At 39.2% G+C, this 15,587-nt stretch carries 15 protein-coding genes; 9 read left to right on the top strand and 6 right to left on the bottom strand.

The genetic code is table 11. The features are described 5' to 3' along the window. The first annotated feature begins 78 nt into the window (after positions 1–78). From WA352_RS07625 to WA352_RS07615, 3 genes are read left to right on the top strand one after another with little or no spacing between them, the layout of a single operon-like run. Complete coding sequence (locus WA352_RS07625; RefSeq protein ID WP_336141818.1) at positions 79–459, top strand: hypothetical protein; 381 nt, start codon at positions 79–81, stop codon at positions 457–459. Then, positions 456–1,082 (top strand): lysozyme, encoded by a 627-nt coding sequence (locus WA352_RS07620; protein WP_336141815.1) that lies wholly within the window; start codon positions 456–458, stop codon positions 1,080–1,082. Before WA352_RS07625 ends, WA352_RS07620 begins: the two co-directional genes overlap by 4 nt. After that, a complete protein-coding gene (locus WA352_RS07615; protein ID WP_336141813.1) occupies positions 1,083–1,592 on the top strand; it encodes a hypothetical protein in 510 nt (169 codons plus the stop codon). 71 nt (positions 1,593–1,663) lie between these two features. Here WA352_RS07615 and WA352_RS07610 read toward each other — a convergent pair whose 3' ends face one another. Next, positions 1,664–2,275: a hypothetical protein gene (locus tag WA352_RS07610; RefSeq protein WP_336141810.1), complete on the bottom strand. Its 612-nt coding sequence runs from the start codon at positions 2,273–2,275 to the stop codon at positions 1,664–1,666. 33 nt (positions 2,276–2,308) lie between these two features. After that, positions 2,309–3,925, bottom strand: coding sequence for a tyrosine-type recombinase/integrase (locus WA352_RS07605; RefSeq protein WP_336141808.1), 1,617 nt, complete (start codon positions 3,923–3,925; stop codon positions 2,309–2,311). Between the two features lie 147 nt (positions 3,926–4,072). On the opposite strand from WA352_RS07605, the gene dusB reads away from it, so the two are divergent. Then, positions 4,073–5,089 (top strand): tRNA dihydrouridine synthase DusB, encoded by a 1,017-nt coding sequence (gene dusB / locus WA352_RS07600; RefSeq protein ID WP_291345762.1) that lies wholly within the window; start codon positions 4,073–4,075, stop codon positions 5,087–5,089. Positions 5,090–5,148: 59 nt separating this feature from the next. Here dusB and oxyR read toward each other — a convergent pair whose 3' ends face one another. The 4 genes from oxyR to rubA all read right to left on the bottom strand — a co-directional run bounded on the left by oxyR (position 5,149) and on the right by rubA (position 8,519). Beyond that, positions 5,149–6,054, bottom strand: a complete 906-nt coding sequence (gene oxyR, locus WA352_RS07595) for a LysR family transcriptional regulator OxyR (protein WP_004808494.1) — start codon at positions 6,052–6,054, stop codon at positions 5,149–5,151. Positions 6,055–6,060: 6 nt separating this feature from the next. Then, on the bottom strand, positions 6,061–7,005 hold the full coding sequence (estB, locus tag WA352_RS07590) for an esterase EstB (RefSeq protein WP_004808493.1): 945 nt from the start codon (positions 7,003–7,005) through the stop codon (positions 6,061–6,063). 84 nt (positions 7,006–7,089) lie between these two features. Continuing rightward, on the bottom strand, positions 7,090–8,271 hold the full coding sequence (gene rubB, locus WA352_RS07585) for a rubredoxin reductase RubB (protein ID WP_004808492.1): 1,182 nt from the start codon (positions 8,269–8,271) through the stop codon (positions 7,090–7,092). Positions 8,272–8,354: 83 nt separating this feature from the next. Further along, positions 8,355–8,519 (bottom strand): rubredoxin RubA, encoded by a 165-nt coding sequence (gene rubA, locus WA352_RS07580; protein WP_004678010.1) that lies wholly within the window; start codon positions 8,517–8,519, stop codon positions 8,355–8,357. A gap of 348 nt (positions 8,520–8,867) precedes the next feature. Between rubA and WA352_RS07575 the strand changes: the two genes are divergently transcribed. The 5 genes from WA352_RS07575 (at position 8,868) to cysN (ending at position 15,503) form a co-directional block, all read left to right on the top strand. After that, positions 8,868–9,305, top strand: coding sequence for an SRPBCC family protein (locus WA352_RS07575; RefSeq protein ID WP_004808488.1), 438 nt, complete (start codon positions 8,868–8,870; stop codon positions 9,303–9,305). Positions 9,306–9,464: 159 nt separating this feature from the next. Then, positions 9,465–10,991, top strand: a complete 1,527-nt coding sequence (gene lysS, locus WA352_RS07570; RefSeq protein WP_004808486.1) for a lysine--tRNA ligase — start codon at positions 9,465–9,467, stop codon at positions 10,989–10,991. A gap of 144 nt (positions 10,992–11,135) precedes the next feature. Next, a complete protein-coding gene (locus WA352_RS07565) occupies positions 11,136–12,575 on the top strand; it encodes a capsule assembly Wzi family protein (RefSeq protein WP_336141802.1) in 1,440 nt (479 codons plus the stop codon). A gap of 322 nt (positions 12,576–12,897) precedes the next feature. Further along, positions 12,898–13,806, top strand: coding sequence for a sulfate adenylyltransferase subunit CysD (gene cysD, locus WA352_RS07560; RefSeq protein ID WP_004808480.1), 909 nt, complete (start codon positions 12,898–12,900; stop codon positions 13,804–13,806). Positions 13,807–13,889: 83 nt separating this feature from the next. After that, positions 13,890–15,503 carry a sulfate adenylyltransferase subunit CysN gene (gene cysN, locus WA352_RS07555; RefSeq protein ID WP_336141799.1) on the top strand — a complete coding sequence of 538 codons (1,614 nt, stop codon included), beginning with the start codon at positions 13,890–13,892 and terminating at the stop codon, positions 15,501–15,503. Positions 15,504–15,587: the final 84 nt, after the last annotated feature.

Raw genomic sequence — 15,587 nt, 5'->3', positions numbered from 1 at the left:
CCCCTGTAAGGTTCGCTAAATAACCACCTTTAAATAAAACTCTACGAAATAAAGTAGAGTTTTATTTCGGGGCAAGTTATGCAAGAAAACACAATTCCATGGATCATCAAAGTTGTGCCTGCCGTAGTGGGGGCTATTCTTGCCCTGGTATTAAGTGGTGATATTGATAAAAACGGAAAAATTCAAATTTCTTTGGGTGTTATAGGCAAGTTTTTATTCAGCGTTTCAGTCAGCCTTTATGGCGGTTCAGCATTTATTGAATATTACGAATTATCAAAATATTCTCACATGGCTCAAGGCTTTGTGATGCTTATGTTTGCAGTTTTTGGATTATTAGGGATTGGTATTCTTTATCAGTCTATTGCATTGATGCATGGTAAACCTTTATCTGAGGTTATTAGTGAGGTCAAAGCTGCCTTTATTTCAATACTTAGTAATGGTAAAGGTGATAAACAATGAGCGCAGATCAATCACAACAAGTTGCTCAGGTATATTCATGGCTTCGTGCTATGTCTGGTGGCAAATTAAGTCAATCTCAGGTTATGGCTGGTGATCAGATTATTGAGAAAAATGGCTTAAATGTTTTTGCAAAACTTATTGGCTTTGAAATACCTAAACCTTTAGTAAATGGACAGCTAGATATTTCTGATAACGGTTATGCAATTATTAGAGATGCTGAGGGGTTTCGTTCAACAGCTTATTTAGATACAGGAGGTGTTTGGACTATTGGCTTTGGTACCATTAAATACCCAAATGGCACATCAGTTAAAAAAGGCGATACTTGCACGAGAAATGAAGCTGAACAATGGCTTAAAAACGATTGTGTATGGGTTGATGCTTGTCTTGATAAAAATGTCAAAGTCAATCTTAATCAAAACCAATTTGATGCATTGGCTTCTTTTGTCTACAACATAGGCGAAACAGCATTTGTAAAAAGCACAATGCTTACTCTTATTAATCAAAACAGTTTGACCTCAGCTGCAAGTCAATTTGATCGTTGGGTGTTTGATAATGGAAAGCGTATCCAAGGCTTAGTCAATCGTCGAGCACGAGAAAAATCATTATTTCTAAAGGTGGCTTAAATGATTGATGCCGTGTTAGGTAAATTTTACAAATACATTATTTTAGGCTTAATGATATTTATCTTTGGCTATGTTTTTTATGCCAATTCTCTTGCTGGAAAATTAGCAAATGCTGAAAAAGTTAAAACTAAAGCAGTAGCTGATGCTATTAAGCCTTATCAAGATGCAATTGATCAGGCTCAAGAGGAAAAAGCCGCCATTATGCAAACATGGTCAGCTAAAATTATAGAGGTAGAACAAAATGCGATTAAAAAAATACAAGATGCGAATGCTGCCGCTCGTAGTGCTGACTTGGCTGCTAGTGGGTTGTCAAAGCAACTCAGTGAAGCCAACAAACGTTTGTCCAGTGCTCCCAAGCAAACCATCATTAACTACACCATTGCCAACTCAGAGCTACTCGAAAGTTGCACAGCAGAATATCGAAGCTTGGCAGAAAAAGCTGATGGACACGTCATTGATGTCAGGCGACTAAATGAAAGTTGGCCAGAACTAAATAAAACCCTCAATTGAGGGTTTTATTTTATTTTTTGATTTGTGGTTGAGGGGGATAGGTGGGTTTCGAAGGAATCAATTTATCTCCCTTAATTACTCTTACCGGTGGTGGTGGTGGTGGTGGTGGAATGTTTTGATTTTGGCTCATCGAATTTCCCTTCAAGTTTGTGACCAACATAAAATAAACTAACAATTAAAGTTAAGACTAAAATCGAGTAGGAGCTGCTTGCAATCTTAGTCAGTTTTGTTTGACGATCTACATTATTTAAATAATATGCTGAAGAGCATTCCGCATATTGTTTTATAAGATATAGATTAAATTGTTCCTTTACATATTCTTCAATTTCTTGCTGACTTGGTGGAGTGGTACTATTAGCTGTGAAATGATCTTTTAAAACTATTCTATATTGTTCCATTTCAATATTAGAATTTACTAATTTATCGTATTTATGTTTTGAAATACCATAAAAATTTATAATAATCGCCACTAAATAGAATAAACAAAATATCCACATGCCAACAACTAACGCAAGTTGGGTTTGTGATAATTTTAATAAAGCATCAAACATTGTGAAATTCGCAGTAACACATGCTGTTATAAATACAGAGAAAATTGCCATTCTAGTATATATTTTTTCTTTCATATCTATTTGAAATAGATAATCAGTTTTGTATAAGTTAAGCCGATCTTCAATATCCATATTTCCTCCTATTAAGCATAAAATTTGTAATAATCATTTTCTGATAAGATTTGAAATATCGACATCAAAATATTTAGTAATATCAAACCATTTTTCTATTTCTTTTTCCCATTTATACACACGTTCATTTTCAATTTTTAATACGTCTAACCCTTTGATGCTAAAGTGAGTCGTATCATTTGGAAGCTGTTCCCAATCAATAGCCCCATTATCATTAAACCAATTTTCCCAAGCATTTTGTATGTATGGGACCACAAAAGACTGTTGCACATCATTCCATGCAAATATGTTCTGTATATTGGATTTTTCTTTATACATATCTTTAACACTTTTAGTCGGGCGGAATGATTTCATAAATCTTTCCAACTGTTCTTTAATAAAAGAAAATTCAGTATTTATAACGTCAGGTGTTTGAACTTGAGAATAAGCTTCCTCTGCATCCGCAATATCAGCAGCTGATACATACCTTTGTTTTAAAGCAAATTTAGAATAATTATCGTCATATTGTTGTCGGGCAAATTGAATAGCTGTCTGATAATCTAAACGTTCACCACGTTTTCTTAGGTTTACATACCGTTTAAGACTATTCCATGATGAATGTAATGTAATTGTTTGAAGTTGCGGTATCGTAAAGCCATCCTCTGCATAGCGTGTTGCAGCTTCATGGCGTAAATCATGGAACCTTAAATCTTCAATTCCATTTAAACGACATGCTCTACGAAAATAATCACTGACCGTCTGTACATTGACAGGCAATAAAAGCTCATCACTATAACCCAGCTCCAGCATTCTTTTTCGAGTAGAAGGTTCGAGTAATTCTTCAATAATGAGGAGGGCATTAGGCTCTAAATGGGCAAACTTATGATTTCCTTTGGATCCATCTGGATTTTTAACGTCTCTGATCTTCCATTGACTATTTTTTTTGTCAAAATCAGCTAAACGCATTTCACATAGTTCACCTTCACGACGACCTGTATAGATCGCAAGCCACATGACCAGGTGCATGGGAATAGCATTGCGAACTCGTTTCCAGCCTTTATAAAAATGATTGGTCAGAATATGAAGTTCTTCTGATGTGATTAAACGATCACGTTCCTTTGATTTAGTAACAATACGAGCTTTTTTTAGACCAATCAGCGAATGTGACAATTCATTTTTTGCATGTGCAACATCTTCACCCCATACAAGTTCAGCATGGTTTAGAACCGATGAAATATGGGATAAATCCTTTAATGCAGTTGCTGGGGCAACTCCATCTATCATTTCAATTGGATTGCCTTTTCGTCGTTCAATGGCAAATGATGAGAAATCTTGTCGTGAAAGGGTATAAGCATCTTTATGGGCAATATCATAATTACAGATATTTTTTAGTGCTGCAGTTTTGGTATCAGCAAATTCGTCACTAATTTCATCTAAATATTGAGTGATGAATTGTTCTAAAGTTTTTGACACAACCTTAGCTTCTGGATTTAGAATAGCAGGATTAACCAGAATCTCTGCTTCAAGTCGCTTAATCCATTCTTTGGCTAATGACTCTTTTGCAAAAGTTCTTGTTTTAATAAATGGTGGTAAGCCTTTACGAGTTATTCGTATTTGAGCTCTGTATCGAGTTTTACCATCTGCTGTAGTTCGTTCTGCAATTGTTCCCATATTTACGCCATAAAGTTGGATTTACGCCACAAGGGTGATTATGGCGCAAATAAGGCGTAAAGAATAGTTAAGAATGATTGAAAATGATGTAAAACCTTTGAGAATATGGGAAAGTGAAAATTGAGTAAAAACAACGTAATTGCAGAATTGTTTGATAAATCAAAGCATTCCCCTATTTTTGTCGCCCCGATGGCAGGCGTTACGGACCGTCCTTTTAGAACGCTGTGCAAATACTTTGGTGCGGGACATGCGGTCAGTGAAATGATGACCGCAGACAAGACACTTCGTATGAGTAAAAAGAGTCTTTATCGGGCTAATTTTGATGGTGAGCTTGCACCAATCTCTGCACAAATCGCAGGTTCTGATCCAGAGCAACTGGCTGAAGCAGCACGTTATCAAGTGGCGAATGGTGCGCAGATTGTTGATATCAATATGGGTTGCCCAGCCAAGAAAGTATGTAACAAACTCGCGGGTTCGGCTTTATTACAAGACGAAGATCTCGTTGCGCGTATTCTCGATGCCGTAGTTTCTGCAGTGGATGTACCAGTCACTTTAAAAACCCGATTAGGTTTTTTAAATGGTCATGAAAATATTTTACGTGTGGCCAAACGTGCCGAAGAATCTGGAATTGCAGCCTTAGCCTTGCATGGTCGTACCCGTGAAGATATGTATTTGAATACTGCACGTTATGAGTTGATTAAGCAGGTTAAAGAATTGATTGATATCCCATTGATTGCCAATGGTGATATTGATAGTCCCGAAAAAGCCAAATATGTGCTGGATTATACGGGTGCAGATGCCATTATGATTGGCCGTGCAGCCCAAGGCCGACCTTGGATATTCCGAGAAATTGCCCATTATTTAAAAACAGGTGAGCATCTTGCTGCGCCTGATATTGCAGAAGTCAAAGCGGTATTATTGGGGCATCTGGCTGAGCTATATGATTTCTATGGTGAATACTCAGGTTGTCGTATTGCCCGTAAGCATATTGCTTGGTATACCAAAGGCTTACGCTCAAGTAACGAGTTTCGTCAGAATATGTATAAAGTTGAAAATACGGCTGATCAAGCCAAAGTGGTGGAATCGTATTTCGATGAATTACTTGATCAAGGTCTACGTATGAGTGATGTGCAAGTTGAACAAGTGAATTTATTGGATATTTAATAATTATTTTAATTGTATTGAAAAGCCTGTAATTCGATCCGAATTACAGGCTTTTTTTATTACGATAAATGAGCCGTGATTTTTTGCAGAATTTGCAAGATCACATCAAACTCACTTTGTAATGGTGTACTTTTACGGGTTACTAAAGCCAATGTGCGACTTGGTGCAGCTTCAATCGCTTTCACATCAATATCTTCATTGAAATGAATCATACTGTTTTTAAGCGCGATCTCAGGTAAAAGGGTAAAGCCTAAATCAGACGATACCATTTCAACCAGCGTTGGTAATGAGCTTGCTTTTAAGCGATGATCATTTTTGCGTTCACCAACAGGGCAGGCACTTAAAGCATGGTCACGTAAGCAATGACCTTCCTCAAGCAGCATTAAACGAGATAGATCCAAATCATCTAGAGAATTTGCATTGGCTGCATTGGTATCTTTCTTGTTATACACAAGGAATAAGTGTTCTTTGGCAATTTCAGCAACTTTTAGACTGCGCGTATCAAACGGAAGCGCAAGTACAATCATGTCTAAATTACCATGTTCCAACTTCTCTACAATTTTCTCACTTTGTGCTTCATGTAAGTGTAGTTGGATTTTTGGCAATTGCTGATGAACTTCATCTAAGAGTTGAGTCAGAATAAAAGGTGCAATGGTTGGAATAATACCGAGATGCAAATCACCTGTTAATGGTTCACTCATCTCTCGGCTTAAACGCATCAGGTCTTGCGCATCGGCAAGCAACACTCGCGCTCGCGCCACTACTTGCTCACCTAATGGGGTTAAACGGACGTTTTGACGATCACGCTCAACTAAGACCCCACCTAATAAACGCTCCAATTCCATGATGCCACCAGACAATGTTGACTGGGTAACAAAGGAACGACGCGCTGCTTCAGTAAAATGTAAAGTTTCTGACAACGTAACTAAATATGATAGCTGTCTTAATGAGGGTAATGCAGCCATAGTGTCCTAGTGTGATGATCTAAAGTGGTGAGTAAACAAACCACTAAGTTGCGGAATGAAATGTGCAGGAATATCATGCCCCATTCCTTGAATTAATTCAAACTTAGCACCAGAAATTGCTTTTGCAACAGCTTTCCCGTGACTTGGTGGTAACAGGCGATCTTTTGATCCGTGTACAACCAATGTCGGCTGAGTAATTGTTTTGTTCAATGGTAACAAAGAACCTGTACATAATATTGCTAAAAATTGTTGAAGTACACCCGCTGGATAAAAACTACGTCGATATAATTTGCGAATGGTTTGAATTGATTCGACTGGATTGACATAACCAGGTGAACCGATAATACGGAAAACATTTAAACTATGATTAATAATTGTTTCTTCATCATGTCCTTCAGGTTTACCCAATAAGCTAAAAAGCTGCTTTGGAAAAGGTGGAGGTAAAAATGGTTGATTATTACTGGTAAAGAGTAAACCTATTTTTTCTACTTTTTCTGGATATTTCGCAGCAACAATCTGTGAAATCATTCCGCCCATTGAGGCACCAATAATATAGGCTTTCTCGATGCCTAGCTGATCAATCAGCATCGCCACATCATCCGCCATATCATATAAGGTATAAGGTGCGCCTTCATTGCGGAGCCCAAACATGAAACGACTCATCAGTTTCATGGTATTGAGTCGTTTGCCTTTATTACGAATTTTAGAAGATAAACCAATATCGCGATTATCAAAGCGAACTACACGGAAACCTTGATCGATTAAGGCTTTACAGAAGAAATCAGGCCAAAACAGCATTTGTGCACCTAGACCCATGATCAATAAGATGGTTGGATGCTCAGGATTTCCGCCCATTTCAACATGTAGTTCAATGCCATTGCCCAAAGTAACTTTGGTTTCCTGCATAAAAGACGCATATGGTGACACGTTAAATTGGAGGGCACTGTTCATGATCTTCGTTCCAAATTGAATTCTTCTTATTGCTTAGAGAGTTTGGAGGAAATTCTTTTCTCAACAAACTCTCGTATTTAAACCTTAAACTTGCGCTGGAATCAAGTCTGGAACCAGCTTGGTGAGTGTTAAACGTTGTTTGCCTGCAGTTGGGCCTAACAGTACAAAACCTCTCAAGGTTCCTTCGCCATCAGCTGCTTTGGCAAGCATACCGTCATCAAACTCTTCTGTTTCCCAGTTCACATCCACATTAAGCGGTGCAGGTAAAACCGTCAATGGCGCAGCAGGTGTTTTTACTGCAACTGGCATAGCAGGGTAGTGTACCGCTGTGCTTTGACCACTAAGTGTTTTTGCTAAAGCACGTGCTTGCTGCATAATTGGCATCACATATGGCAATAAAGTGCCATTCACTTCTGCACAGTCACCAACGGCATAGATATCCGCTTGATTGGTTTCTAAAAGCGTGTTGGTAATAATGCCACGACTGGTTTGAATATCTGCTGCTTTTGCTAAAGAGATATTCGGTTGTAAGCCAATTGCAGAAAGAACAATATCAGCGACCAGTGTTTTACCATTGGCTAAAGTGACTTCGTAGTCTTCACCATTATTAATTTTGGTGACTTTTTCCACGGTGGTGGAGAGTGCAAATTTAATGCCTGCTTGTTCTAAATTGGTCTTAAAGGCTTCAGCGACATGGTTTGGCAATAGACGACCAAGTGGCTGAGGAGCTAAGTCAATTACCGTAACATCATATTGGCTATGCAATAAGTCATTGGCAAATTCACAGCCAATCAGACCCGCACCAAGAATAACCACACGTTTGTCTTTACGTTTTGCAAGGTTTTCACGGAAGATACGATAGTCGACCAATGAGTTCACAACATGGATGTCATCACTGCCATCACCGGCAATCGCTAAGCGGATAGGGTTTGCACCGACAGCCAATACTAACTTTGAATAAGGTTGGGTAATGGTTTTCCCATTTTTTTCTAATGTAAGTTCATGGTTTTCGGCATTGATTGCTTTCACCCATGTGTCTGCATCAATGCGCATATTCAATTGGGTTGCCATCTTTGTCGCATCGCCTAAAGCAATTTGTTCTGGTGCTTTATTCCCTGCAAAGGCATTCGATAATGTTGGTTTTGCATAATTTACCGCATCATCTGCACAGATCATAACCAGTTCTTGTTCAGGACTTAGTTTACGAAACTCTCGCGCTACGGTGTAACCTGCCATGCCCGATCCGATGATAACGATAGGATGCATTCTATTCTCCAATATTTTCTTATTTAAAAACAAACGATAGCAAAAAAAAGACCATGATCATTGTCACGGCCTTCTCGATCTATTTAGATTTCAACCATTTCAAAATCAGCTTTTGAAACGCCGCAATCTGGGCAAGTCCAATCATCTGGGATATCTTCCCATTTGGTCCCTGCTGCAATGCCGTCTTGTGGCCAACCTTCTGCTTCGTCGTAAATCCAACCACAAACGATACATTGATATTTTTTCATGTGACTCTCCAAACTGATAGGTATGTTCAAGTTGCCTTTCAGTAAAACTATTCCGTAATGTCGCTATGATCGCTGCAATAGGAACTAACTTATGCTAATCGGGAGTTAGATTTTTACGCAGAACGACATTTAAGTAAAGTAAATGCAAGAGTTTAATCATTTATTCAAAAAGTGATATGGCAATTCTATCTGAAAGTCTTGTTATTTGAGCAATTACTCTAATTTTTTGTAAAAATATAACGCTTATACAATTAAAAAAAGCCGAAATGTATAAATATAGTGTGTATAAAAAACAAACATTCAGAATCAAGATATGATGATGAAAACAATGATCAAGGAGAATAAAGCATGGAAACCTTATCTTATAATATAAAAATTTATGCGACCCCTGAGAAAGTTTGGGAAGTCTTGTGGACCCCAGAAAGTTATCAGGCATGGACAAAATTCTTTGCCTGCGATTCAACCATGACCACGGATTGGAAAGTGGGTGGTAAAACCTATTTCGGAGATGGTAAAGGCAATGGCATGATCTCTACCATTGAAAGTATTGATGAGCCTAAAGAGATTGTTTTTAAGCATCTTGGGATGATCGAGAACGGCAAGGAGGATCTGGAAAGTGAGACTGTGAAGTCTTGGGCAGGTGCTTTGGAAAAATATATGTTGTTTGATTTTAATGGTGAAACGCAATTGCATGTAGAGGTCGATATTCAACCAGAACATGCAGAATTTATGAATAAAGGCTTTGATCAGGGACTTGCCATGGTCAAGCATTTAGCGGAGAAATAAGCGACAGCCGATCGGTTTTTTAGCGGAAAATTGCTGCGTTATCTCGATTCAAAAATGGATCAATCTTGATTTTTTTGAATTGTCTGGTTGAAACAATACGAAAATGAGTTGTGATCTGCTATTCTATGTCACTTCATTTTTTACTTAATCGAGGCAGAGATGACGCAACAAAACGCTCAATCGACTTCTGAACAAACACTTTCCGAAAACGATTTAATCGCACAGCGTCATGCCAAATTAAAGCAAATCCAAGAGACTGCAAAACAAACGGGTAAGAGCCCGTGGCCAAACACGTTTAAACGTGAACACTATGCAGCTGATTTGCAAGAACAGTTTAAAGATCAAGACAAGGCGCAAATTGAAGGTGCTGAAAAAGTTTATGTAAAAGTTGCTGGTCGTGTGATGTTGAACCGTGGGTCATTTATGGTGATCCAAGATATGACGGGTCGTATTCAACTTTATGTAGATCGTAAAGGTTTGCCAGCTGATATTTTGGAAACGATTAAAAGTTTAGACCTTGGTGATATCATCGCTGCTGAAGGTTATATTGGCCGTTCTGGTAAAGGTGACTTATATGTACACCTTGAAGGTTTTGAATTACTGACCAAATCACTTCGTCCACTTCCAGATAAATTCCATGGTTTAACCGATACAGAAGCTAAATATCGTAAACGTTATTTAGATTTGATCGTAAATGAAGAAACACGTAAAACGTTCGAAATTCGTGCCCAAGTGGTTGCAGGTATTCGTGCATTCTTGACCAATGAGCGCTTCATGGAAGTGGAAACGCCAATGATGCATGTGATTCCGGGTGGCGCATCTGCGAAGCCATTCGTAACGCATCACAATGCTTTGGACATGGAACTGTATTTACGTGTTGCACCGGAACTCTATTTAAAACGCCTTGTGGTGGGTGGTTTTGAGCGTGTGTTTGAAATTAACCGTAACTTCCGTAACGAAGGGGTTTCAACACGCCACAACCCTGAATTCACGATGATCGAGTTCTATCAAGCCTATGCTGATTATAAAGACTTGATGGTATTGACTGAAAACATGCTTGAAAAATTGGCAGTTGATATCTTGGGTTCTACCGATGTGCCTTATGGTGAAGAAGTCTATAGCTTCAAGGGCCCATTCAAGAAAATCTCAATGTTTGATGCAATTCTTGAGAATAATCCAGACTTCACGCCTGAAAATGTGAATGACCGCGAATTCTTGGCGAAATTTACCAAAGACGTTCTAAAAGAGCAGGTGAAGCCTGGTTTTGGTTTAGGCAAATTACAAACCATCGTATTTGAAGAAACCGTAGAAACTAAACTGCGTCAGCCGACGTTCATTACTGAATATCCTGCTGAAACTTCACCACTTGCTCGTCGTAATGATGATAATCCACATATTACCGATCGTTTCGAGTTCTTTATCGGTGGTCGTGAATTGGCAAATGGTTTCTCTGAGTTAAATGACCCAATTGATCAGGCTGAGCGCTTCCAAGCACAGGTTGCAGAAAAAGATGCAGGTGATGATGAAGCAATGCACTACGATGCTGACTTTATCGAAGCATTGGAATATGGCTTGCCACCGACAGCCGGTCAAGGCATCGGTATTGACCGTTTGGTGATGTTGTTTGCCAATGCTGCGAGTATTCGTGACGTGTTGTTATTCCCGCATATGCGCCGTAAAGATTAATTTACCATTTATTCAAAAGCCACTTCCATGAAGTGGCTTTTTATATTCATGGTTAAAAAAATATAATTATTGCATTTGATGATTGAAAAGAGATCGTAAAAAAACGATCATGTGCACATAAATAAATTTGAGAACAGTTTAGACATGTTTCTAAAAAAATCGCTTTATGTCGCATTATTTGCTTCGCTTGCATCTGCAACTTTTGCACAAGGTCTCATCTTAAATGATGCAAATCTACGCACAGATTTAAATTGGCTGAATCAACAAGGCGTTATTCAAATTAGTACGTCAACTTGGCCAATGAGTGGCGATGAAATACAACGTGCTTTATCTCAAGCCAAAGTGAGCAATAATACTCAGCAAAAGGTGGTGAACTCAGTTGTTAATGCAATAAAAGCTGATAATGAAACGGTTAAACTTGGTTTACATGCTGGCTCTGATCTTAAAACTGTCCCTCAAACATTTGGTGACAACCAAAAATCACAATATCAGGTCGCTGCTGAGTTTAATGCAGGTGGTGAAAATTGGGATGCGAAACTTCGTGTGAATGGAGAGAAAGATCCATTGGTTGATAATGGGCATGATGTCAATGTAGAAGGTTCTTATCTTGCTGGTAAGCTTTGGAATCAATGGGTGATCGCAGGTCAGATTCCAACCTATTGGGGACCTGGACATGATGGAAGTTTGATTCGTGGTGATGCAAGCCGCCCCGTTTATGGTGTTACGGTGCAGCGTGCTGTCCAAAATGCATTTGAGAGCAAGTGGTTGTCTTGGATTGGCCCTTGGCAGTATCAGCTATTTGGAGGTCAGTTAGATGATTATACTTCTATTCCAGATGCAAAACTTGTTGGGATGCGTTTGACTGCTCAGCCATTGCCTTATTTGGAGTTGGGTGCTTCACGTGTCATGCAGTGGGGTGGAAAAGGTCGTCCTGAAAGCCTGAGCTCGTTATGGGATGCGATTAAAGGCAATGATAATTTTTATAATGATTACGAAGGTGGAAATCAATTAGCAGGCTTTGATGCGCGTTTATCTTTACAACCATTATTGAATCAACCGATTAGTATCTATAGTCAAATGATTGGTGAGGATGAGGCCGGATATTTACCAGCAAAATGGATGTATCTAGCAGGTGCAGATTTTTCTTCAAGTTATAAGGATATGCCGTATCAGCTCTATGCAGAATGGACGGATACACGTACCAATGGTGAGGTAAAAGGTGTTTCTTATACTCACCATATTTATAAAGAAGGCTATTACCAACATGGTTTTTCTTTAGGCCATGCAATGGGTGGTGATGGTCAAATGTATTCGGTTGGTGGTGATATTCGTTTTGATACAATGAACCGTTTAAATGGGCGTGTAATTTATGCCAAATTGAATCAATCAAATGTGGTTGTTAATACTGCATTTCCAAAAGAAGACAATATAAAAGCGCTTGATTTGACTTGGACACACTATTTGAAGCCAACAATTCCATTAAAAGTGAATGGTTGGGTCAGTGATTCTGATTTGAATGGCAGTGATGGTGGTGTTTCTGTTGGTGTTGAAATTCCATTAGAACGGAAAATGTTCGGTTTCTGATAGGTTTTAAATCTTTGAAAAAAGGAGCCTTTTGGCTTCTTTTTTTATATTTTTTGGTGAGGAATAGATTGTATTGATATTCCATAATCTTATTTTTATATCATAATTTTGCATATTGATATGAAAAAACAAGCTAAAGAACTGGATCTAAATTATTATAATGAATAACCGCTATTGAGTGGTTTTTTGCCACCAGTAAGAATATCTATATCATGAAAAATTGGAGTTGTTATGGCACTCGTTCCTCCACACAGTCTTCAAAGTGGTGGTTTAATCCCACTTATAGATTTTATGGATAGCATGGATAAGGAGGAAATTGTACATGACTGAAAATAGATTAACTCACCTCAAGCAACTTGAGGCAGAAAGTATTCATATTATTCGTGAAGTTGCAGCTGAATTTGAAAACCCTGTGATGCTTTACTCGATTGGTAAAGACTCAGCGGTAATGTTGCATTTGGCACTCAAAGCATTCTATCCAGCGAAACTCCCATTCCCGCTACTGCATGTAGATACGGGCTGGAAGTTTAAAGACATGATTGCTTTCCGTGATAACATGGCAAAAACCCATGGCTTCGATCTGATCGTGCATCAAAATGTAGAAGGTCGTGAGGCGGGGATTAACCCGTTTGATCACGGCAGTTCAAAATATACGGACATCATGAAAACCCAAGGTTTAAAACAAGCCTTGGATAAGTATCAGTTTGATGCTGCTTTTGGTGGTGCACGCCGTGATGAAGAAAAATCTCGTGCCAAAGAGCGTGTGTATTCATTCCGTGATAATAAACATCGTTGGGATCCAAAGAACCAGCGTCCGGAACTTTGGAACCTTTACAACGGTAAAGTGAACAAAGGCGAAAGTATTCGTGTATTCCCATTGTCTAACTGGACTGAGTTAGACATCTGGCAATATATCTATTTGGAAAATATTCAACTCGTTCCTCTCTATTTCTCTGCAGTTCGACCTGTGGTTGAACGTAGTGGTACGTTAATCATGGTCGATGATGAGCGTATGCGCTTAAAAGAAGGTGAAGTTCCACAAATGAAATCGGTACGTTTCCGTACACTTGGTTGTTACCCGTTAACTGGTGCAGTTGAGTCTGAAGCAGATACCTTGCCTGAAATTATCCAAGAAATGCTTTTAGCCACCAGCTCAGAGCGTCAAGGTCGTATGATTGACCATGATGAGGCTGGTTCGATGGAAAAGAAAAAGCAAGAAGGTTATTTCTAATTTCCTTAAGCAAGTCTCTCTTTTTAAAGAGGGATTTAAGGAGATTAAAACCGATTTCTAAAGAATATGTGGAGTTTTGAGCAATGTCTCATCAATCAGATCTTATTAGCCAAGACATCTTGGGATATTTAAAACAGCATGAGCAAAAAGATTTATTACGCTTTTTGACATGCGGTAATGTCGATGATGGTAAAAGTACCTTAATTGGTCGTTTACTTTACGATTCAAAATTGATTTATGAAGATCAATTGCAAGCAGTAACGCGTGACAGTAAGAAAGTGGGTACTACAGGGGATGCACCTGATCTTGCTTTGCTGGTCGATGGTCTACAGGCTGAACGTGAGCAGGGCATTACCATTGATGTGGCTTATCGCTATTTCTCTACAGAAAAGCGTAAGTTCATCATTGCCGATACACCTGGGCATGAACAATACACGCGTAACATGGCAACAGGTGCATCCACTGCCGATCTTGCGATTATCTTGATTGATGCACGTTATGGTGTGCAAACTCAAACTCGTCGCCATTCATTTATCGCAAGCTTACTCGGTATTAAAAATATCGTTGTTGCGATTAACAAGATGGACTTGGTTGAGTTCTCTGAAGCACGTTTCAATGAAATCCAAGTTGAATATGATGCCTTTGTGAGTCAACTTGGTGATCGTCGCCCTGAAAATATTGTGTTCGTCCCTATCTCAGCATTGAATGGCGACAACGTTGTTAATCCATCTGCAAGTACGCCATGGTACAAGGGTCAAACCTTGATGAGCCTACTTGAATCAGTGGAAATTAAACGTGAATCAAATAAACGTGAATTCCGTTTCCCTGTTCAATATGTGAATCGTCCAAACCTCGATTTCCGTGGTTTCGCTGGTACGATTGCGCTTGGTCAAGTGAATGTTGGTGATGAAATTATTGCCTTGCCATCTGGCAAAAAATCAACAGTTAAAGAAATCGTAACTTTTGATGGCAACCTAGAACACGCCGTTGCTGGTCAAGCAGTCACTTTAACGTTAAACGATGAAATTGATATTTCTCGTGGTAACGTTTTGGTTCGTGCAGGCGAGCAACCATTGATTTCACGTAGTGTGCGTGCATCAGTGGTTTGGATGAATGAGCACCCGCTGGTAAAAGGCAAACTGTACAACGTTAAAATTGGTACTCAAACTGTTCCAGCTAAGGTCACTGCAATTAACTTCCGTGTCAATGTGAATACGTTGGAACACACGCAAGTTGAAGAGCTTGAGTTGAATGCAATTGCGGATGTTGTAGTTGAGTTTGATGCGCCAGTGGTCTTCGATCAATATCAAGACAGCCGTTACACCGGTTCATTTATCTTTATTGACCGTCTAAGCAATGTGACTGTCGGTGCTGGTATGGTTGAAGCTGCTGTTGAATGGACAGCACACAGCAATCCTGTGACTGCGGAAGATCGTGCAGCTCGTTTAGGTCAGAAGCCTGCGGTGATTGGTGTTTCTGCATCGTTGATCGAGAAAGCTCAAGCTTTAGAAAGCTTGTTGATCCAGCAGGGTGTAGTTGCGATTGCGAAAGCCAATTTAACTGCTGAGCAAATTGCATTGTTGCGTGAAACAGGTGTTGTAATTATCACTACGATTGTTGAAGGTACAGATACCGAGATTGCTGCTGAAACGGTTGAAGAAGCCGCTGAGAAAGTGGTGGAGTTAGTTCGTCTTTAATCGGCTGAATTGATTTTGGAAACCCGCGAAAGCGGGTTTTTTTATTTGAGTGGGCTAAAAAAAGCTGGAATTGGTTCTGTGGGA

The sequence above is a fragment of the Acinetobacter sp. 102 genome, from assembly GCF_037028485.1.
GTDB lineage: Bacteria > Pseudomonadota > Gammaproteobacteria > Pseudomonadales > Moraxellaceae > Acinetobacter > Acinetobacter higginsii.
The sequence above is the reverse complement of the archived record's forward strand: the minus strand, read 5'-3'. Positions and strand labels throughout refer to the sequence as shown.

What these genes read in the sequence shown, in the direction of transcription:
- WA352_RS07610 (WP_336141810.1), bottom strand. Translation starts at nt 2,275, where the DNA reads ATGGATATTGAAGATCGGCTTAACTTATACAAAACTGATTATCTATTT.
- WA352_RS07605 (WP_336141808.1), bottom strand. Translation starts at nt 3,925, where the DNA reads ATGGGAACAATTGCAGAACGAACTACAGCAGATGGTAAAACTCGATAC.
- cysD (WP_004808480.1), top strand. Translation starts at nt 12,898, where the DNA reads ATGACTGAAAATAGATTAACTCACCTCAAGCAACTTGAGGCAGAAAGT.
- cysN (WP_336141799.1), top strand. Translation starts at nt 13,890, where the DNA reads ATGTCTCATCAATCAGATCTTATTAGCCAAGACATCTTGGGATATTTA.
- rubA (WP_004678010.1), bottom strand. Translation starts at nt 8,519, where the DNA reads ATGAAAAAATATCAATGTATCGTTTGTGGTTGGATTTACGACGAAGCA.
- rubB (WP_004808492.1), bottom strand. Translation starts at nt 8,271, where the DNA reads ATGCATCCTATCGTTATCATCGGATCGGGCATGGCAGGTTACACCGTA.
- lysS (WP_004808486.1), top strand. Translation starts at nt 9,465, where the DNA reads ATGACGCAACAAAACGCTCAATCGACTTCTGAACAAACACTTTCCGAA.
- oxyR (WP_004808494.1), bottom strand. Translation starts at nt 6,054, where the DNA reads ATGGCTGCATTACCCTCATTAAGACAGCTATCATATTTAGTTACGTTG.
- WA352_RS07620 (WP_336141815.1), top strand. Translation starts at nt 456, where the DNA reads ATGAGCGCAGATCAATCACAACAAGTTGCTCAGGTATATTCATGGCTT.
- WA352_RS07615 (WP_336141813.1), top strand. Translation starts at nt 1,083, where the DNA reads ATGATTGATGCCGTGTTAGGTAAATTTTACAAATACATTATTTTAGGC.
- WA352_RS07625 (WP_336141818.1), top strand. Translation starts at nt 79, where the DNA reads ATGCAAGAAAACACAATTCCATGGATCATCAAAGTTGTGCCTGCCGTA.
- WA352_RS07565 (WP_336141802.1), top strand. Translation starts at nt 11,136, where the DNA reads ATGTTTCTAAAAAAATCGCTTTATGTCGCATTATTTGCTTCGCTTGCA.
- estB (WP_004808493.1), bottom strand. Translation starts at nt 7,005, where the DNA reads ATGAACAGTGCCCTCCAATTTAACGTGTCACCATATGCGTCTTTTATG.
- WA352_RS07575 (WP_004808488.1), top strand. Translation starts at nt 8,868, where the DNA reads ATGGAAACCTTATCTTATAATATAAAAATTTATGCGACCCCTGAGAAA.